Source organism: Nostoc sp., assembly GCF_036918245.1.
Taxonomy (GTDB): Bacteria; Cyanobacteriota; Cyanobacteriia; order Cyanobacteriales; family Nostocaceae; genus Nostoc.
This window is the reverse complement of record NZ_JBALEF010000042.1, coordinates 1-17,559: the sequence shown is the minus strand read 5'-3', so window position 1 is coordinate 17,559 and position 17,559 is coordinate 1. Positions and strand designations below refer to the sequence as shown.

The 17,559-nt window shown below is 40.4% G+C and carries 16 protein-coding genes and 1 pseudogene; 9 read left to right on the top strand and 8 right to left on the bottom strand.

Annotation, left to right across the window (positions count from 1 at the left end; genetic code table 11):
- Positions 1-109: 109 nt before the first annotated feature.
- Positions 110-340 (bottom strand): hypothetical protein, encoded by a 231-nt coding sequence (locus V7L12_RS09555; protein WP_335084104.1) that lies wholly within the window; start codon positions 338-340, stop codon positions 110-112.
- A gap of 100 nt (positions 341-440) precedes the next feature.
- Between V7L12_RS09555 and V7L12_RS09550 the strand changes: the two genes are divergently transcribed.
- From V7L12_RS09550 to V7L12_RS09540, 3 genes are all read left to right on the top strand, one after another.
- Positions 441-1,022: a restriction endonuclease subunit S gene (locus V7L12_RS09550; protein ID WP_335084103.1), complete on the top strand. Its 582-nt coding sequence runs from the start codon at positions 441-443 to the stop codon at positions 1,020-1,022.
- 2 nt (positions 1,023-1,024) lie between these two features.
- A complete protein-coding gene (locus V7L12_RS09545; RefSeq protein WP_335084102.1) occupies positions 1,025-2,434 on the top strand; it encodes an N-6 DNA methylase in 1,410 nt (469 codons plus the stop codon).
- Between the two features lie 153 nt (positions 2,435-2,587).
- Entirely contained in the window at positions 2,588-3,520 is a 933-nt protein-coding gene (locus tag V7L12_RS09540) for an ABC transporter substrate-binding protein (protein WP_335084101.1), read from the top strand.
- A 333-nt stretch (positions 3,521-3,853) separates the two neighbouring features.
- Here the strand turns inward: V7L12_RS09540 and V7L12_RS09535 are convergent, their stop codons facing one another.
- From V7L12_RS09535 to V7L12_RS09515, 5 genes are all read right to left on the bottom strand, one after another.
- Positions 3,854-4,291, bottom strand: coding sequence for a hypothetical protein (locus V7L12_RS09535; RefSeq protein ID WP_335084100.1), 438 nt, complete (start codon positions 4,289-4,291; stop codon positions 3,854-3,856).
- A 185-nt stretch (positions 4,292-4,476) separates the two neighbouring features.
- Positions 4,477-5,445, bottom strand: a complete 969-nt coding sequence (locus tag V7L12_RS09530) for an FTR1 family iron permease (RefSeq protein WP_335084099.1) — start codon at positions 5,443-5,445, stop codon at positions 4,477-4,479.
- Positions 5,446-5,617: 172 nt separating this feature from the next.
- Entirely contained in the window at positions 5,618-6,052 is a 435-nt protein-coding gene (locus tag V7L12_RS09525) for a ferritin-like domain-containing protein (protein WP_292860509.1), read from the bottom strand.
- Between the two features lie 131 nt (positions 6,053-6,183).
- Positions 6,184-7,221, bottom strand: a complete 1,038-nt coding sequence (locus tag V7L12_RS09520; protein WP_335084098.1) for a helix-hairpin-helix domain-containing protein — start codon at positions 7,219-7,221, stop codon at positions 6,184-6,186.
- Between the two features lie 155 nt (positions 7,222-7,376).
- The gene (locus V7L12_RS09515) at positions 7,377-8,402 is read right to left on the bottom strand and encodes a multicopper oxidase domain-containing protein (RefSeq protein WP_335084097.1); all 1,026 of its coding nucleotides are present in this window, start codon (positions 8,400-8,402) and stop codon (positions 7,377-7,379) included.
- 704 nt (positions 8,403-9,106) lie between these two features.
- Here V7L12_RS09515 and V7L12_RS09510 point away from each other — a divergent pair.
- The 6 genes from V7L12_RS09510 (at position 9,107) to V7L12_RS09485 (ending at position 16,502) form a co-directional block, all read left to right on the top strand.
- A complete protein-coding gene (locus V7L12_RS09510) occupies positions 9,107-9,298 on the top strand; it encodes a CbtB domain-containing protein (RefSeq protein ID WP_292740972.1) in 192 nt (63 codons plus the stop codon).
- Between the two features lie 299 nt (positions 9,299-9,597).
- Entirely contained in the window at positions 9,598-10,764 is a 1,167-nt protein-coding gene (locus tag V7L12_RS09505; RefSeq protein WP_335084096.1) for a hypothetical protein, read from the top strand.
- Between the two features lie 275 nt (positions 10,765-11,039).
- Positions 11,040-12,182, top strand: coding sequence for a 7,8-didemethyl-8-hydroxy-5-deazariboflavin synthase subunit CofH (gene cofH, locus V7L12_RS09500; protein ID WP_335084095.1), 1,143 nt, complete (start codon positions 11,040-11,042; stop codon positions 12,180-12,182).
- A gap of 737 nt (positions 12,183-12,919) precedes the next feature.
- On the top strand, positions 12,920-13,600 hold the full coding sequence (locus V7L12_RS09495; RefSeq protein ID WP_335084094.1) for a phosphatase PAP2 family protein: 681 nt from the start codon (positions 12,920-12,922) through the stop codon (positions 13,598-13,600).
- Between the two features lie 260 nt (positions 13,601-13,860).
- Positions 13,861-14,265: a photosystem II protein Psb27 gene (gene psb27, locus V7L12_RS09490; protein ID WP_334932794.1), complete on the top strand. Its 405-nt coding sequence runs from the start codon at positions 13,861-13,863 to the stop codon at positions 14,263-14,265.
- 737 nt (positions 14,266-15,002) lie between these two features.
- Positions 15,003-16,502 (top strand): family 10 glycosylhydrolase, encoded by a 1,500-nt coding sequence (locus V7L12_RS09485; RefSeq protein WP_335084093.1) that lies wholly within the window; start codon positions 15,003-15,005, stop codon positions 16,500-16,502.
- Between the two features lie 106 nt (positions 16,503-16,608).
- Here V7L12_RS09485 and V7L12_RS09480 read toward each other — a convergent pair whose 3' ends face one another.
- Positions 16,609-17,235 carry a chloramphenicol phosphotransferase CPT family protein gene (locus V7L12_RS09480; protein ID WP_335084092.1) on the bottom strand — a complete coding sequence of 209 codons (627 nt, stop codon included), beginning with the start codon at positions 17,233-17,235 and terminating at the stop codon, positions 16,609-16,611.
- Positions 17,236-17,483: 248 nt separating this feature from the next.
- Positions 17,484-17,559: pseudogene (locus V7L12_RS09475) on the bottom strand (photosystem II protein D1); the annotation flags it as partial.

Below are 17,559 nucleotides of genomic sequence, written 5' to 3'. Positions count from 1 at the left end.
CAAAAATCAAATTCAATAGCCCTGACTGTGGCAATCACCAGAATCAGGGTTGTTTTATCGTATGACAATTTGCTAATTACGCCAATCTTTCCAGCCAGGAACTTCCTGCTTAAGGATTCGGTGCAGAGGGTGTGACGATTCCAGCCAAAGCAGCAATCGCGCAGGGTGCTAACGTCGTGAGTAAATCTGGAGTAGATTTTCCACAGACTTGAAGCACTACTGCACCAGTAACACAACCTATAACGGTTATTGCTAAGGTGACGACAGCCATGCGATACGTCCAAGAATCCTGGTTGTGTGAGGATTTATGTCTTTTGAGCAAGGGTTTTTTCGATAACATGGGATGACTCCATCTTTAGGACATAGGTTATTTGCTATAAGATAGCTTATATCACAACTTTCTATGCTGTGAATATCTAATTTTTTTTGTGCTTTAGGCTATGGCATCCCAATCCATTCCACTCAAAGAACTGGGTCAAATTTCTCAAGGAATCATCCCTAGTCGCTATGTGAGCAATCAAGGAGAGACTTACCGTGTCGTTAGCGTTAGCGATCTTGAAGACCTATATGTAGAAAATGTCCACAGTCAAGCTCAACTTGCTATACCCGACATTCAACGGTATCAGCTACTCGAAAACGATGTAATTATAGCAATTCGAGGTACACTCCTTAAATCCTCAGTGGTTACTGTGGCTATGCAAGGAAGTGTGTGTAACCAAAACACAGTCTTCTTCCGCTCAAAATTTCACGAAGTTAACCCTTTGTACTTAACTGTGCTGCTGCGCTCAGAATATTTTGAACGGTTGCCATCTTTTAGAGAAAGGCAATCTACCACTACTCTACCTGCTATCAGGGTTGCTGACCTTCGCAATTTAGAAATCCCGTTACCCGATTTGCAGACTCAGAATCAGATAGCTCAACTTTTTCTGTCTGTTGAGCAGGCAAAAAAGGTTACATTATCAGCGATTAAAATTCGCCAAAAACTCTCCGAACTTGCTCTTTTTCAAGCGTTAGAGGTATAAATATGATCAGTGCAGTCGAAATAGAACATAAACTTTGGCAAATCATTGATGTCTTGCGTGAGAAGTATGCTCTAGGTGAAAGTGTAGACTGTGCGCTGAAGTTGCTCCTCTTTAAGCGATTGTCAGATCAATCGTGTATAGAAGAAAGAACACGATTGTCTGTTCCTGAAGAAGCACGCTGGTCTGTTATACAAAGAAAACGGCGTGATCTGGCTCAAAAACTCAGTGAAGCTTTGACGGTCATAGAAGAAACTAACTCTAACCTAAGAGGAGTTTTTACTAATTCAGAAATTAACTTCTGGACTAGATTTGATGATGAAATACTACTACGTATAATCAAACTTTTTTCTGAGTTAGACCTTAGCAATGAAAATTTTGGTGATTTAAATGAACTAGGTAAAGCAGGTGAAAACTTTATCGAAAAAAGTGCCTATCTTGAAGGAATTGCAGGAATCTATACTCCACGTCAACTTACTCAGATGATGGTTGAATTAATCAATGTACAGCAAGAAACAAGTATTTATGATCCGGCTTGTGGCTCTGGTGAATTTTTGGTTGAAGCTGTAAAATTCATCAATAAAATTGGACGAAATTTATCCCAAGTAAATATACATGGGCAGAATACAGATATTCACAAATATGCAACTGCCAAAACTAATTTAATACTTCATGGAATTGATAACCCTCATATTCTGATAGGCAACGCCATCTTAGAACCTTGTTTTGTTGAAGACAGTAAGCCGAGATTGTTTGATGTAGTGCTAAGTAATCCGCCTTTTCACCTCAAATACCTACCAATGGATCTTATGCACGTTAATTATCCTAGTCGATTTTCTTATGGAGTCCCTAGCAATGGTATAGGGGACTTTCTGTTTATCCAGCATATTCTCTCCTCTCTCAACAATACCGGAAAAGCAGCAGTGTTACTACCGCGTGGAGTCCTTTTTCGTGAAGGAGATGAAGGAGAAATTCGCAGAAGAATAATTGAAGCAGACTTGATTGAAGCGGTTATCGAACTTGCTCCAAAGCTCTTTTATTACACTTCAATCCCTGTTGTAATAGTGATTTTCAATCGAAGAAAATCTAATAAAAACAAAATTTTATTTATTGACGCAAGCCGTGAATATGAAGCTGGAAAAGGGCATAATCTCCTACACTGTAAGCATATAGATCATATTGTCTCCACATATCGCAGCTTTTCAGATGAAGAAGGGTTTGCAAAACTAGGGACTATCGGAGAAATTGCTGATAACAAATATAACCTCAGCGTTAATTGCTACGTTATTCCTCCTGCTAATAAAAAAATTGATCTAACTTGGGAAGTTAGCAAACTTCATCAGCTAGAGGCTGAACGCTCTGAACTTGAAACTAAAATAGACGATTACTTACGAGCTTTAGGAATCAAACTTTAGACTAGTTAATATCTACAGACTTAAGAGTGGTTATTTTATTTTGAGCGCTAAATTGTAGTTTAGCTTGATGCCAGAAAATGCAACATCTATTTTTATTTACAATCTTAACCACTTTTGATATTCAAGCGATATTACCTCAGAAGGAATTTTAATATGTATCGTCGTTGGCTTTTATCTGCTTTAGCAATTTTGTTGAGTATAGTTTTAGTTGCTTGCACCACTGCAAATACTCAGCAACTACAAACAAAAGTGGAAAATACCACTGGGGGGACTAATACGAACTCTCAGCGATTACCAAAAGGATCGGCAAAAAGAGTGGTTGCTCTTTCTTCTCTATCGGCTGATATTATCTCTCGACTCGATCAAACAAAAGTTGTTGGAATCACTGGTAGCAAATTATTTAAGAATGACTCAAGATTCAAGGATATTCCCCGCATTAGCGAAGGTCAAAGTCCGCCAAATTTAGAGAAAGTGGTAGCACTCAAACCAGATTTAGTTATTGGTGCTGAAGGTTTTTTTAACATTCCAATTCAAAAACTTCAGCAGCTAGGAATTCAAACTTTGCTCACTAAGGTGAATAGCTGGGAATCTCTAGAAGAACTTACAAAAATACTGGCACAGTCAATTAATGCCGATCCTCAGCTTTTGTTAAATCGTTATAAAACTTTCTTGCCAGATAAGCCAACTCAGAGTCCTTCTACACTAGCACTGGTTAGTCGTCAACCAATTTTAGCGCCGAATAAAAATAGTTGGGCAGGGGATTTGTTAGCAAAATTCCAGGCGAAAAATATCGCAGCAGATTTACAAGGAAAAAGTCCAGTTGGTGGCTATGTGACGCTTTCGGCTGAGAAAGTTTTAGAAGCAAATCCAGAGGTGATAATTTTAGTTAATCCTCCACAAGGAAATTCGGAAGTGGCGCTTTTAGATTCTTTGAAAAAAGAAGCTTTTTGGCAGCAACTACAAGCAACTAAAAATAACCGAGTCTATGTGTTTGATTATTTTGGTCTGGTAAATCCAGGTAGTATAGATGCAATAGAAAAGGCTTGTCAGCAGCTTAAGCAAGCGTTGTTTGCACCACAGAGTTAGCTCAATAATGGGAGAACATTGCAGTCTATAAAGGATGCATTTAATCGGAGGTTATTTTAGATAAAACTCTTATAAAACAGGCTTTTAAGTCTCAGTATGTTTTCAAAAATCAAACCTAAGTCCTATATTAAGGAGTATTATTTACTTATAGATCCCAGTATTGAAAAATGCAGATTGAAAGCATCTTTATTGTTCTTTTGTACTAAAAAATCATTAACCAATCCATTTTTTAAAGCATTCTTTGCACTCAATATTCTCACTCCACAACACTCAACACTTTTTATCACAAAGCAGTTAAATAAGGGCGCTTCAGCTTTCCCATCTAAAAACTAGCTATTTACAATGTTGTTGAAGAAGAGATACAGCTAATTCAAAACTATTAGGTTGAGTTTGCACTGCGTAGGCCTCTTTTTCTAAATCTTGTCGTTTGACATCGGTATAGTGTCTAAAAAATGGTCGAGCATAGTTGCTTGGTTGAATGTCTAAACCTAAAGTTTTTATTTTTCCTTTTCCGGCACATACCTGTGCTGCATGAACAGTTTCATGGATTAGTGTTTGAGTCCCAATATGTAACTCAAACACTACGGGATTAATCCAGATTTTTTTGTCAGCTTCTCTTAGTAACCCATAAGCTCCTCGCTTTGGTGGTAGTGCAATGATTACCTGAAACCCTTTATTTTCTAGTTTCTTTTTTAAATCTAAAAATTTTGCTTCTGGATTGGGTATTTGAGAAAGCAGCAGTAAGGAATTTAATATAAAAATTTTGCTCATTGCCTTTTCGATTACTTGAAAACATTTGTATTCAATTCCAATGGCAAAAATATCAACTATGGTTTTAACTAAAGCAGCTACTTCTGGATGGACATCAGCGTAGCCATCGTAATCGATCGCAAAGGCGATTCCCAGTCATAGACTGGGAATAAGGGAGACTAGGAACGAGGTAATTGACTGTGCTTTTAATCTTTTGCAGAATTAATTGGTTTTTGAGCAAAGGGGATATTCTTTCTACCTTCAGGAGAAGCACCTCCAAGGCTACGGAAATATAGTCCTCCAATGGTGAGTAAAAATGCCACATATCCTACTGCTTGCACAAGATAGAGATTATCTCTATAACCAAATAAAGATTTGAGAATAATGCCAGGAAACTGTTCGTCAGGCAAGATTGTGGAAGTATTGGAAACCATTGGCCCCAAAATACAGGAGTGGACTTTTGTAAAACGTTCGTAATAGAAACAAAGGTTTTCTGTAGCACGACTGCTAAGAGCAAGGTTAGCTACAGCTTCGTCAAAATGTTTCAAGGCTGAAACTACCAATCCAGCGACAATCAACACTAATAAAACGCCCATTACCTGGAAAAACTGGCGGATGTTAATTTTGACACCCCATTTAAATAGCAGCACCCCAATAGCACATGCCCCTATCAAACCGGCAACAGCGCCCAATGCTGGCATTAATCCCTGTTGAAAATTAGCTGCAACGAAGAGAACAGTTTCAAAGCCTTCGCGGACAACGGCAATTAAAATTAAAGTAAAAACACCCCAGCCAGCATTTGAGTTTTGTGTCAGCGCTTCTGTTACTGCTCCCTCAACTGTAGCTTTCATGAATCTGGCTTGTTTAGTCATCCAGATTAGCATCCAACTGAGCATTGCGATCGCTAATACACTAAACACACCTTCTAGCGCTGGCTCAACTACAGTGGTGTATTGAGGATTCGCAGCTCCCAGTATTTGAATTATCCAACTGAATAACACACCGATTAAGGCACTGACGACAATGCCAACGCCGACACCAGCATATACCCATGAATTGAGTCGGGATTGTTTGGCTTTTTTCAGCAAAGCTAGCACAATGCCAACAACAAGGGCAGCTTCCACTCCTTCTCGGAGTGTTATTACAAAAGTAGGTAGAGCAGTACTAAAATTCATCTTTTGTCCTTTGTCTTTTGTCCTTTGTCATTAGTCTCTAGCCAATAACCAATAGATATCTCCAGAAATTAATGATGCTTTATACAGAACCGTTGTAGAGACGTAGCAATGTTACGTCTCTACATTCTTTTTCACAGATGTCTAATGACTAATGACTAAGGACTAATGACTATTAACCAAAATCGCGTAGCATCTTTTTCAGTTCGAGATTATGCATCTCTTCTTGTCCAATCATACCGCGAGCGAATTCTTCAAGGTAAATGCTGGCATCGGTAACAGTGTCGAGCAATTTTTTATACAGATCCAATGCCTTTTTTTCATGGGATAAGCTTTCTGCCAAGATATCCTTGACTTTATGCTGGTAGGTTTCTTCCATTGGGGCGATTTTCAGGGAGGGATGCCCATCTAAACCGGTGAGAATTTCTCCCACTTGTTCGGCATGAAGTAAAGATTCACTTGCCTGTGCTTTGAAAAAAGCCACAATTGGAATACGGTTAGGGCCAGTTACCATCAAAGAATAATGTGTGTAGCGCACTACCCCTGCTAGTTCAAATTCCATGATGGCGTTCAGCAGGTCAATAGTCTTTTTCTGGTCAAGTTCTTGCATCAGTTGTTAGTTAAAGTAACGAATGGAGTGTAATTAGTTAGGAGTTAGAAGTTCGTAATTCGTAATTCGTAACTTCTAATGATTTCCTCATTTTAAACTCCTTAACCTATACTTCCCATTAAATTAAAGTGTTATCGCTGTGCTTGGGTATTGGATTTGTCAACCACTTTTTGGGAGTTTTCCTCAATGGTTTTCACTAGCTTGGTAACATCATTAGGAATTTTTACTGCTTTTGCTGGTGGGATGGCGGCGGGCCAAACTTTTATTAGTTCGGCAAAACTAGTGTCGATCGCTTTGTGTGCTTCAGGATCTGCTTGAGCTACTTGACTAGAAATTCCTTTGTATAATTCATTGGCGTAAAACACAAAACCACGGGAGTCTTGATACTCAATTGGCGCGGTTACTTTACCATTTGCGATCGCCGCGCCATATTCGGAGTTAGCTGAATCTAGTAGTTCGTTAATTACCTGTAGCGTAAATCCTGGTTTTGAGCGTTGAGCTTCTGGCAAAGCTGCGATCGCTCCGTCAACTGCTTGCATTGAAGAAGTAAAATTAGTTTTAACTTTGCTATCCTTCGGACTAGATTTCAGTAAATCTTGCAAACTTACCAAAGTTGTCTTAAATTCTTTGACTTTTCGTTCATTCAATTGATCTTCGACATCAACGTAAATCTCCTCAACTGGATGCCCAATATGAGGTTCTGCCTGTTTCGGCTGATTCTGATCTAGCAGTTCTTGTGCTACCAAAAGATGCCCTTTCATTAAGCCTAATTTAGACATATAGTCAACATCTTTTGCCTCACCTGTGAGTACCACTTCTTGAACACCAACCTGGTCTTTAATTTGGTCGAACTGTTCTTGAGTAATTACTTTTTTAGTAACTAAATCTTCTGGTCTGCCATAGGGACGACTTGCCTGGATTTTGTTGGATAATGCCGGAATTCCTAGTTTGGCTTCAAATTTATCCAATTCTGACAATATTGCGCTATTAATGTTAATTTTTTCTTTGCTACCGTGACCAGTATGACTGTTATTACTTACTGCCTCTGTAGCTGGAGTGCTAGCAACTGGTGCTGATGGATTTTCTGCGGTTGGTGTACTACTACAAGAACTCAAGGTAACTATTAACGCTGCTGCTGCTGTTAAACAGATATAACGAAGTTTTATCATCTTTGCTCCTCGCACAACTAAAAAAGGTATTAATTGAAACATTTCAAACTATTACTATCAGCTAGTTTGTTTCACACATTGTCATAGATTTTACTGTCGCATATAATGAGATTTTTTATCAACTATTTACCTAAAATTTTTTACTAATAATATTGTCAGGACTTTTTAACAGAATTTTGAGAGTTGCTCTGGGCAAGTACTTCAAATTGACCCATGCAACCGTTTTCTGCGATCGCATCCTGATGGGGATGGAACATATACTTACCTGGGTAGTGAAAAGCAAATTCCAAAATGTGCCTTTCGGCCATACCCATCGTAATCACATCAGCTTTCTCGCTAGGAGTCATACTCATGCCATAGCGATAGACATCAAAGAAGTTGGCGTGGAGATGAAACGTCACTACCGGATCGTATTCAATGATATTGAGGACATATAGCCGAATCAACTGATCTTGGTAAATGCGAATAGGATGATGCATGTAATGGTGGGGCAAACCATTGAAAGCGTAATAATCATTATGGCTATCATCATTCACGTCATACCCAGCCATCACTAGTACGATTTCATCAGCCGGGGGACGGGGAGTCGGTGGATCGATGATAAACATCCCGTACAACCCCTTAGCGATGTGACGGGTAACTGGTTCAATATGGCAGTGGTACAAGTGAACGCCATAGGGTTCAGCATCAAATTCATAAATTGTGGCTTTGCCATTGCTGATGGGGCGAACACCATCCATTTCTGCCGGATGAACGCCATGAAAATGCAAAGAGTGAGAATGTCCGGCGTTGTTGAGAAAAAGCACTCGCACGCGATCGCCCTGTTTTGCCCGTAGCGTTGGCCCTGGTATGCGACCGTTTAAATCCCAGATGTTGTAAGAGACAGCACTATTGAGATTTATGATGGAAGTACCCGCAGTTAACTGAAATTCCCGGATAGTCCGACCATTTTCTTGCTTCACCGTCCCATAATCAAAATCCCTTAACATCTTCATCGGGTTAGTAGCGTCGTCTGGTGCTTCCATATCTAGTGATGGCACTTTGACGATTGACTTACTTTGTAGATTTAGCATCTGCCAAAGTCCAGCTGCACCAGTTACTCCAGCACCTGCTAGCCCCAGCTTCAGTAATTGACGGCGGCTCCACGGTTTTCCGTCACCTAGAGCGAAGTTGTTGGGCATGACATTTAGTTATGGTTAGCGCTAAATAATTGCAATAAATTTGTAATTAATTTTAATATTTTAGATGAATTAGTAATTATTGTCAATAATTTTTCAGTGCTTCCAAACTGCCGTTTAAGTTGTTAAATCTAGAGCGAGACTTAGTCCCGAAAAACTCTCACAAAATCTTTTTAATTTTTAACTGTATTTATACGCTTAATTATGTATAAATAATATTCAGAAAAAATTAACTGTTTCATGCCTATTCCTGATATGCTGATTGCTTCAGCAGTACTTAGAGTACAAACAATGGGTATAATAGCACCTTGAATATGGACGCAAGCAAGAAACTGTTGCTAATCTGTAGCGTATTTAATTGGTTTAGGGATAACATAAGTCACGTTTATTCAAGGGATTTTGAATGCTTGATAGAGAACTTTTAATTTTTAATTTTTATCTGTTACCTTCGTGTTAGCAGCGCTGAAAATGTCATCACTCCAAACCATGTGTCATTCTTTTGTTATTTGTATGGACTTTATGTGTAGATTTCTGCATCGCCATCGGGCGATGTCAAAGGATAGTATAGTATTCACTAAAGTCGAATTACATAAGACATTTGATACACACTTGTCAAATACAAAGTTGATGGTATATCTTTTTGCAATCAAGCGGCGTCATGCCCTTTGATTGATGAGTTACCCAAATTTATTATTAGGAGGTCAAAAATGACTACTTTTTCTCATATTTCACTATTGCAAAAGACCGCAGGTATTACCTTATCCAAGCCTGTGCAGGTAACGCTTTATATGCTGCTATCTTCTTTAGTTATCTGGACTGTTTTGTTCTCCACCTATCCTGCGGTTCATAACACAGCACACTCAGCGCGTCACCACACATTAGGCGTTGCATGTCACTAAATTATCATAATCTCAAGATTTTTAGGTGCATGAAGCTTTGCTAGGTAACATAACAAAGTTACGACACTAAAATAGCACAAATTTCACGCTAGTGTTTTTGCTGGTAAATAACTTTTAGGTTTTGTAGAGATGCATTGTTTATCATCTCTACATCACCTTAACTTAATTTAAGAGGATGTTTGACTAATTCTTTGACTAAAATTCTTCTATTTAATAATAATCTGGAGTAACTTTCATCCACTGCTATGAAAGTTTCAGTTGCAGAAATTACATAATTTTCACATTTACCAGAAGTTTTTATGAAAAAATATCGGTTTTTTGGAGTTATCAGTGCTGTTTGTATTACTTTGTCAGTTCTTTATTCCTTTGTGGGAAGTTCCCAAATTCCTACGTCCAGAGTCCTACTTTCTACCAACCCACCTTTAGAACGTATTCTTCCTTTTGAAGCAGAGGCAGAAAAACCACAATCTCCTGTTACTTTGACTTTACAAGCTGTTGATGCTGCGGGTAAATCTTTAACAAATGCCAAAATTAGTTTACAAATTCTGACACCGCCGCGTAATCCTTGGTTAACAACAGATTTCCCCATTGTCGAGGGAACAAAATTGTTGCAAATGAATGCCACTGCACCTGATGGTAAGCTAGAAATACAGCAGATGTTACCTATCCGTGGTAATTACCAACTGCTAGTTAAAGTGTCACCTTTGGTAGCAAATACTTTTGCTGCTTATGAACAAACCTTAAATCTGAATGTCCGCGAAAATCCAATCAAATATAAATATTTTGTTGTAATCGCAGCTATCTTACTATCACTTGGATTGTTGGGTGGTTGGGTTATTGGCGGCCAAAAAGAACTACAACAAGGAGAAATCGCACCACAGTCAGTCCGCCTTTTATTAAGTGCATTAACTGTAGTGGCTATAATAACTTTAATAGTTATCAACATCAGTGCAGAAGTTGCGGAAGCTCATGGCAGCGAACATCACTCAAATAGTACTGAAACGATAGCACCATCATCTCAAAAATCTCAGGGATTAGAAATTAACCTAGAGGGAGATAAAAACGCAACTGTCGGAAAACTTGCGAATTTAGCGTTACAGGTGAAAGATGCTGCAACCGGACAGCCTGCAAATGTAGCATTGCAGGTGAAAGCGATCGCTACAGAACATAATTTAACAGTCTTTGACTACAAAGGTATTCCCGACGAACAAGGTAAGTTAACATGGCTTGAACAATTTTTTGATGGTTCACCCCACAAAATCGAGGTGGAAGCAACTCCTCTACCAGGATCTAACCGTCAATTTGCACCAGTAAAAGTAGCGCAAGAAGTTGAAGTTGAAGCAATCGCACCACCAATTTACATCCGATTGATTGGTTTATTTTACTTTACAGCCTTTGTCGGCATTGGCATGGCGATTGGATTGCTAATACAACATCGACGAAAACCACAAGCAAGGGCAAATTAGTAATATCAGAGTTGTACTAAAGATTCCTGCTAATACAAAGATGTAGATTAATCAATCAAAATAGTTGTGGTAAAACCACACTATTCCTTTTTGTTAATGAGTTGTATAAACTATAAAAAGGTAGTGTAATAGGACAAGGTAAGCGATTGCAATAGCTTTCAAGGTAAAACTTATATTCGAGCTTAGGATTTTCTAGAAATTGGTATATTTATTAAGTAGAATTTTATTATTTCCAAACTCATAAAATTAAGATTTACCAAGAAATTAAGAAAGTAATGCTGACAAAAATTGCGTTTGAAACAATTCTGGAACGTGCTTTGATGGGATACGACTTATCCCCCGAAGAGGGAGTGGTATTGTTACAACAAACTGAGCCAGAGGCGATCGCAGCAATACGTACTACATCCGACACACTCCGCCACACTCAAGCAGGCGATACTGTCACCTACATAATTAACCGTAATATCAACTTTACTAACATTTGTGAGCAGCACTGTAGTTTTTGTGCTTTCCGTCGAGATAATGGCGATACCGATGCATACTGGTTAGATTCGGCGCAAATTTTGGAAAAAGCGACAGATGCAGTACAACGGGGTGCGACAGAAATCTGTATGCAGGGGGGGTTAAATCCACAAGCGCAGATAAATGGTAAATCTTTGCCCTACTACCTCAAAGTCATAGAAACCATCAAACAGAAATTTCCTCAGATACATCTCCACGCTTTCTCTCCCCAAGAAGTACAATTTATCGCCAGACTTGACGGACTGGAATATGCTGAGGTGATTACTGCTTTGCGCGATGCTGGTGTTGGCTCAATGCCGGGAACAGCAGCTGAAGTATTAGACGATGAAGTAAGACGGATATTGTGTCCAGAGAAGATTGACACAGCCACTTGGCTAGAAATTATTAGCACCGCTCACAAATTAGGCTTGCATACCACTAGCACCATGTTATCTGGGCATATTGAAACCCAAGAACAGCAAATCGGACATTTAGAAAAATTGCGATCGCTCCAAAAAACCGCCATCAATCAGGGATATCCAGCAAAGATCACAGAGTTTATTTTATTACCATTCGTTGGTCAAGAAGCGCCCAAATCTTTACGTCGCCGTGTCGGACGCGATCAACCAGTTTTAACCGATGCACTGCTGCTAGGGGCTGTAGCGCGGATTTATTTAGGTAATTGGATTCCCAACCATCAGCAGAGTTGGGTAAAACTGGGGCTTGCAGGTGCGACAGAATCCTTAGCTTGGGGTTGCAACGATATCGGCGGCACCTTAATGGAAGAACATATTACCACAATGGCAGGTGCTTTGGGCGGTACGTGTATGGAAGTGGAAACCTTGCAAACTGCGATCGCTTCTTTAGGAAGACCTTACCAACAACGAGATACTCTCTATCATAAAATTAGGAGTTAGGAAAAAAATTCCCCTTCAATCTCCTTACTCTATGTTCTCTGCGTCTCTGTGGTTAAATAAATTGCTTTTCAACCGCAGAGGCACACAGAGATCAGAGAGAAAAAACAAATTTTACGAGTTAGCTTAAAAGAGCTAATCTTCAATGCTTAACTGATTTGCTTGCGTTGTTTTCATAGAGAAACAGTTAACATCAAGCCCATCAAAGATAACAAGCCAAGACTTGTATTTGGCTCTGGTACTGTATGCGTATCAGAAATTCCTAACCCTGGTAATTTTTTAGTACCTTCCTTCACCGCACCCTGTAATGACTCAGGATCTAACCCTAATGCATCTAGATATGTAACAACAACTGCTTGTTTTAGTATTGGCAGCGATTATTAGACCTCTTGCAAAAGTCCCTAACACCCCACCCCCAACCCCTCCCCGCTTGCGGGGAGGGGAGACAAAGCGTAGCTTTGGCGGGGTGGGGTTCTTATTTTGGATTTATGCAAGAGGTCTATTATACCCAAATTTCCCAAGTTATGTTGTTTTAGATTGCGTTTGTCCTAACCTGACCATTTGCTGCAACACCGGGGGATATTCTGACAAAACCATACGCAAAAGGTGGCCTCGATTTTGGTACTATCGGCTCATCCATAGTCCTTGTGTCAATACTTGGAGTTTTTATATTGTTCACAACTCTAAAATATAAAAAGCTAGTGGTAGCTAGACTTTCTAATGATGAATAACATTAAAGTATGCTCCGACAAATTTCTTATTTCTGGTTGCGTCATATACATCCTCATTTAGCTCCCTTAATTGCGACAATTGGTATTGTTGGACTTGCTAGTTGTCTGCTAGTACTTTTTGTTTTAGCACAACTGGCTGAAGAAGTTTTGGAGCGAGATGCTTTTAAATTTGATACTACTTTTCTATTATGGCTACATCAGTTTGCCAATCCAAGTTTAGATAATTTAATGCTGTTTATTACAAATCTTGGTAATCCTAGTACAGTGGTCGTAGTTGCAGGCATTACTATCTTGTTACTTTGGTGGCGACGTTATCAAGAAGAAGCGAAAGCTTTTGTATTTGCTTGCTTAGGAGGGTTAATTTTAAATACAGGGCTAAAGTTGTTTTTTTCTAAACCTCGCCCGGAATTATGGCATCGCTTGATTTCTGAAAAATCTTTTAGTTTTCCTAGTGGTCATGCGCTAGGTTCTATGGTGCTTTATGGTTTTATTGCTTACGAATTAGCAATTCACTATCCTAATTTTGCCAAAGTTATTTACAGTTTGACAGTTATTTTAATTGCTGCTATTGGTATCAGCCGCTTATATTTAGGAGTCCATTGGCCCACAGACATAATTGCAGGTTATGGAGTCGGTTTTTTGTGGCTGATGATATGTATTACGATGCTGAAATTGCAAAAATTGAGGTAGGGAAAGTTAGTTGATTGAATTCTATCAACCTCTAATTCCATAACTTCCCAGAGAAAACATAGCGATGATAATTGTCCAATCAGATTTTTTAATCACCTGATTTTTGCCCAAGATGCTTGTAGATGAGCGCCTTTGAGGGAATGAAACAGCCCTGCTCACTGCCCTACTCCCTACTCCCCAATCCTCACTCCTGACTCAATTGATCCCCAAGTTACCAATCCAAGATAGGATGGACGTTGATTTACGTATTCTTTTACTTAATGCATATGAAGCGCTATTGGTCGCGTTTGCTTGCGCTGGTTTTGGTTGTAGCTATCGGCTTAATGGGTTGTTCTGGCAGTCCAGATAGTTTGACTGGGGATTATCGTCAAGACACCTTAGCTGTGGTCAATATTATGAGACAAGCTCTGGATCTTTCACAAGATTCACCAGACAAAGCAGCAATTCAAGCAGAAACGCGTCAAAAAATTAATGACTTTTCAGCTCGCTACCAGCGAGTTAACTCTGTTTCTGGTCTTGGCTCGTTTACAACCATACGAACAGCCCTCAATTCTCTAGCTGGACACTACAGCTCTTATCCAAATCGTCCCGTACCTGAAAAACTCAAAAATCGTCTAGAGAAAGAGTTGCAGCAGGTAGAAACGGCGTTGAAACGTGGCGGTTAGCTATTAACTATTGCTTACTCCATCATCAATAGTCAGGTGTCACAAGTTTTGACTCCTGACTATTTTGTTTGTCAAGGCAGAAGGCAGTGTCTCGACTACGCTCAACAACCAGGCAGGTGGTCACTGAGCGTAGTCGTTGGCGCAGCCTCTCGTAGAGAAGTGAGGCAGGAGACAGGAAGTAGAAACTTTTTATGATGCCTAAGTTCTGCATTTTGTAGCTCATCTACTTGAAAACTGCTGTAACAATGCGACCAATGCATTAAGAATGTGAGCCGATGCATTAAGAATGTGAGTCAATGCATTCTTAATGCAAGCCGATGCATTAAGAATGTAAGTCAATGCATTAAGAATGTGAGTGAATGCATTCTTAATGCAAGCCGATGCATTCTTAATGCAAGCCGATGCATTCGCATTGCGGGCGAAGTTTTGATATCTACTTCATGCACTGGGAACCGCTATAAAAGAATACGGCAACAGAAATAGACCTTTGGGAGTCTTGAAAAAATAGGTTTTAAAACCCTTAGTATTTAACTATATAATTCGATACACGTTGCCCACAATTATTTGAGTTGGGATCGATTATTATCGCAGATTAAAGGCTTTAAGACCGAACGTCAACACGTGGCTCAAAGTCAGCGCTACTCCGCCTTTGCTTAGTTACCCTGGGGGATCTTGCTACAGTCGGAGTTTAAATCCCTGTCTGAAACTTTTTTGAATTTGTTCATCTACTGGTAGGTATGTCTAACTGTCCCTTGAACGTTGCAAGATCAACATTATTTTGGCGGCGCTTATGCGCTGTTGTTTTTACTAGTAGTTTGTTGCTCCCAAACTTGGGAAGCGAACCAGCAAGGGCGCAAGTAACTGAGTATTGTCAGTTATCATCAACGGCGGTGCAACAAAAAGAAAACTTACGTTTGTCAGCCCTCAAAGGCAAACAAGATGCTCAAACGCGCTACCAAAGCATAATACAAGAACAAGCACAGAAATTAAAGGAATGTCGCTCTCGGACTTGGCCGCAAACCCAAGCCATTTGGTTACGCTTATATCCCTGCGACATTCAGCCAGGAATAATCGATCAGATTATGGATCGGATTGTTAATCGTGGCTATAACCAAGTTTATATAGAAGTATTTTACGATGGGCAGGTACTTTTACCAGCAAAAGCTAACCCGACGGTTTGGCCTGCTGTGATTCGCACTCCAGGGGCAGAAAATATCGATATACTCGCTACGGCAATTAAAAAAGGTCGGCAACGTGGTTTGAAGGTCTATGCCTGGATGTTTACCACAAATTTCGGCTATACTTACGCCCAGCGCCCAGATAGAGAAAGTGCAATCGCTCGTAATGGCAAAGGTCAAACCAGCCTATATGTGGTAGATAATGGCTCTCAACTATTTATCGATCCCTACAACCTGCAAGCAAAACGCGACTATTACCAATTAGTACAACAAGTTTTGCGCCGTCGCCCAGATGGCTTGCTATTGGATTATGTGCGTTATCCTCGCCAAGCTGGAAGTAATTCTATCGCCACCAAAGTTTCAGATTTATGGCTATTTAGTCCCGCAACCCAAGAAGCTTTATTTAAACGGGCACAGAATTACAAAGGGCTGGACTTGATTCGCCGCTTTTTGAGTAGGGGATTCGTCAGCGTCGGAGATGTAGCGGAAGTTGATAAACTTTATCCCCAGGAAGGGGAACCACTGTGGCAAGGACGCACTCTCCCACTAGCGCAAAAGTCAATCCTGTCTGCAACCGATAGACAACCAGTTTTACAATGGGAGTTGTGGCAGCTTGCCGTTGCCCATGCCATGCAAGGAATTCTAGATTTTGTCACCATCGCTAGTTACCCAGCAAAGCAGCAACGTATTTCTACTGGAGTGGTGTTTTTTCCTGATGGCAACCAAACTGTCGGACAAGGTTATGATTCCCGTTTGCAACCTTGGGATCGGTTTCCCAATACATTAGAGTGGCATCCTATGGCTTATGGGAATTGCGGTAATGTTAGTTGTATCGTGTCGCAAGTGCAACGGGTTTTGAGTATGGCAAAACCCGGTACGCAGATAATCCCGGCTTTAGCTGGTCAGTGGGGAAAATCTGTCAGTAATCGTCCATCCCTAGAAGTGCAAATGCAGGCACTCCGACAATTTGCCCCCCAACTGAAGGGAGTTAGCCACTTTGCCTATTCTTGGCAATATCCTCAGAGTGATAGTGATCGCAAATTCTGTCGAGTTAAGTAGAGTTTTTGCAGAATTAGTGAAAAGGGATGAATTTCTCTTTCAACTTATAGAATCACACACTTTACAAATTCATACCAAATATAGCGATCGCAGTCATAACTACAGCTTAAGTATAGTGGGCAGCAAGTCGTTGGAATGCCGACGGTTTTGAACTATCTGCGAGGTGTTGGCGTATCATCTCAGCACACGCACCTGGGCTTAACAAAGAGGTATCAACTTCAAGGTCATAGATCCCAGGTATGTGAACTTCACGTTGCCATAACTGAACCGGATGTGGCATCGGGGAGTCGCCTGTACTTCCCACGTTCCACCCCGTGTTTTGTCGTCGTTCCATAACGATCTCAATAGGGCAGTGAACGCCTACGAACAAGACTGGCAATCCTTTCAAACGTTGGGCACTATCAGCCAGAATGCCCAGCTCGGTTGCGTAGGCGTTATGGTGTCCGACATCAACCACGACATTGAGACCCAAGCGGCTGTGGGCGGCGATAGACTCATACATGGCGCTATAAAGAATGGGAACAAAGGGTTCGATATCCTGGCGTTCTCCCCCTGGCCGTAGACCGATCCCAGGCAGGTATCGTGCGGGAGTCATTTGCATAAACCTATCAACACCCAAGTTCATCCACAGACCATCAAATGTCTCCTGAATCACTGCGACAATGCTCGACTTACCCGATCGCGGGACACCATTCAGGATGATAATCTGTCCTAGCTCCTGTGTCTGCCCCATGATTTCTCCTCGCACTCGCATCCTTATATCTGTACTTTAGACTAAGAAGCAGAAAATGACTTACGGAAGCTGAGTTGAGAAGAATCAATGCAAAAAATGTCAAAGATGAGAAATCAAGCAGATTTCTACGCTGATTTAGGTGAAGTGGAAGTAGGCTTTTTAACAAAAAGATAGCGAATTCTACACATTTAAACAAAAAGCGCTCTCCGTAAAAGGAGAGCGCTTTTTGATTTAGCTAAACTTCAGAATTAACCGTTGATAGCAGGAGCGGTTAGAGCCACAGGAGCAAAATCACCAGCAGCCAAATCTAGAGGGAAGTTGTGA

Coding starts and splice junctions, on each gene's coding strand:
- V7L12_RS09555 (WP_335084104.1), bottom strand. CDS start 340: ATGTTATCGAAAAAACCCTTGCTCAAAAGACATAAATCCTCACACAAC.
- V7L12_RS09550 (WP_335084103.1), top strand. CDS start 441: ATGGCATCCCAATCCATTCCACTCAAAGAACTGGGTCAAATTTCTCAA.
- V7L12_RS09545 (WP_335084102.1), top strand. CDS start 1,025: ATGATCAGTGCAGTCGAAATAGAACATAAACTTTGGCAAATCATTGAT.
- V7L12_RS09540 (WP_335084101.1), top strand. CDS start 2,588: ATGTATCGTCGTTGGCTTTTATCTGCTTTAGCAATTTTGTTGAGTATA.
- V7L12_RS09535 (WP_335084100.1), bottom strand. CDS start 4,291: ATGAGCAAAATTTTTATATTAAATTCCTTACTGCTGCTTTCTCAAATA.
- V7L12_RS09530 (WP_335084099.1), bottom strand. CDS start 5,445: ATGAATTTTAGTACTGCTCTACCTACTTTTGTAATAACACTCCGAGAA.
- V7L12_RS09525 (WP_292860509.1), bottom strand. CDS start 6,052: ATGCAAGAACTTGACCAGAAAAAGACTATTGACCTGCTGAACGCCATC.
- V7L12_RS09520 (WP_335084098.1), bottom strand. CDS start 7,221: ATGATAAAACTTCGTTATATCTGTTTAACAGCAGCAGCAGCGTTAATA.
- V7L12_RS09515 (WP_335084097.1), bottom strand. CDS start 8,402: ATGCCCAACAACTTCGCTCTAGGTGACGGAAAACCGTGGAGCCGCCGT.
- V7L12_RS09510 (WP_292740972.1), top strand. CDS start 9,107: ATGACTACTTTTTCTCATATTTCACTATTGCAAAAGACCGCAGGTATT.
- V7L12_RS09505 (WP_335084096.1), top strand. CDS start 9,598: ATGAAAAAATATCGGTTTTTTGGAGTTATCAGTGCTGTTTGTATTACT.
- cofH (WP_335084095.1), top strand. CDS start 11,040: ATGCTGACAAAAATTGCGTTTGAAACAATTCTGGAACGTGCTTTGATG.
- V7L12_RS09495 (WP_335084094.1), top strand. CDS start 12,920: ATGCTCCGACAAATTTCTTATTTCTGGTTGCGTCATATACATCCTCAT.
- psb27 (WP_334932794.1), top strand. CDS start 13,861: ATGCATATGAAGCGCTATTGGTCGCGTTTGCTTGCGCTGGTTTTGGTT.
- V7L12_RS09485 (WP_335084093.1), top strand. CDS start 15,003: ATGTCTAACTGTCCCTTGAACGTTGCAAGATCAACATTATTTTGGCGG.
- V7L12_RS09480 (WP_335084092.1), bottom strand. CDS start 17,235: ATGGGGCAGACACAGGAGCTAGGACAGATTATCATCCTGAATGGTGTC.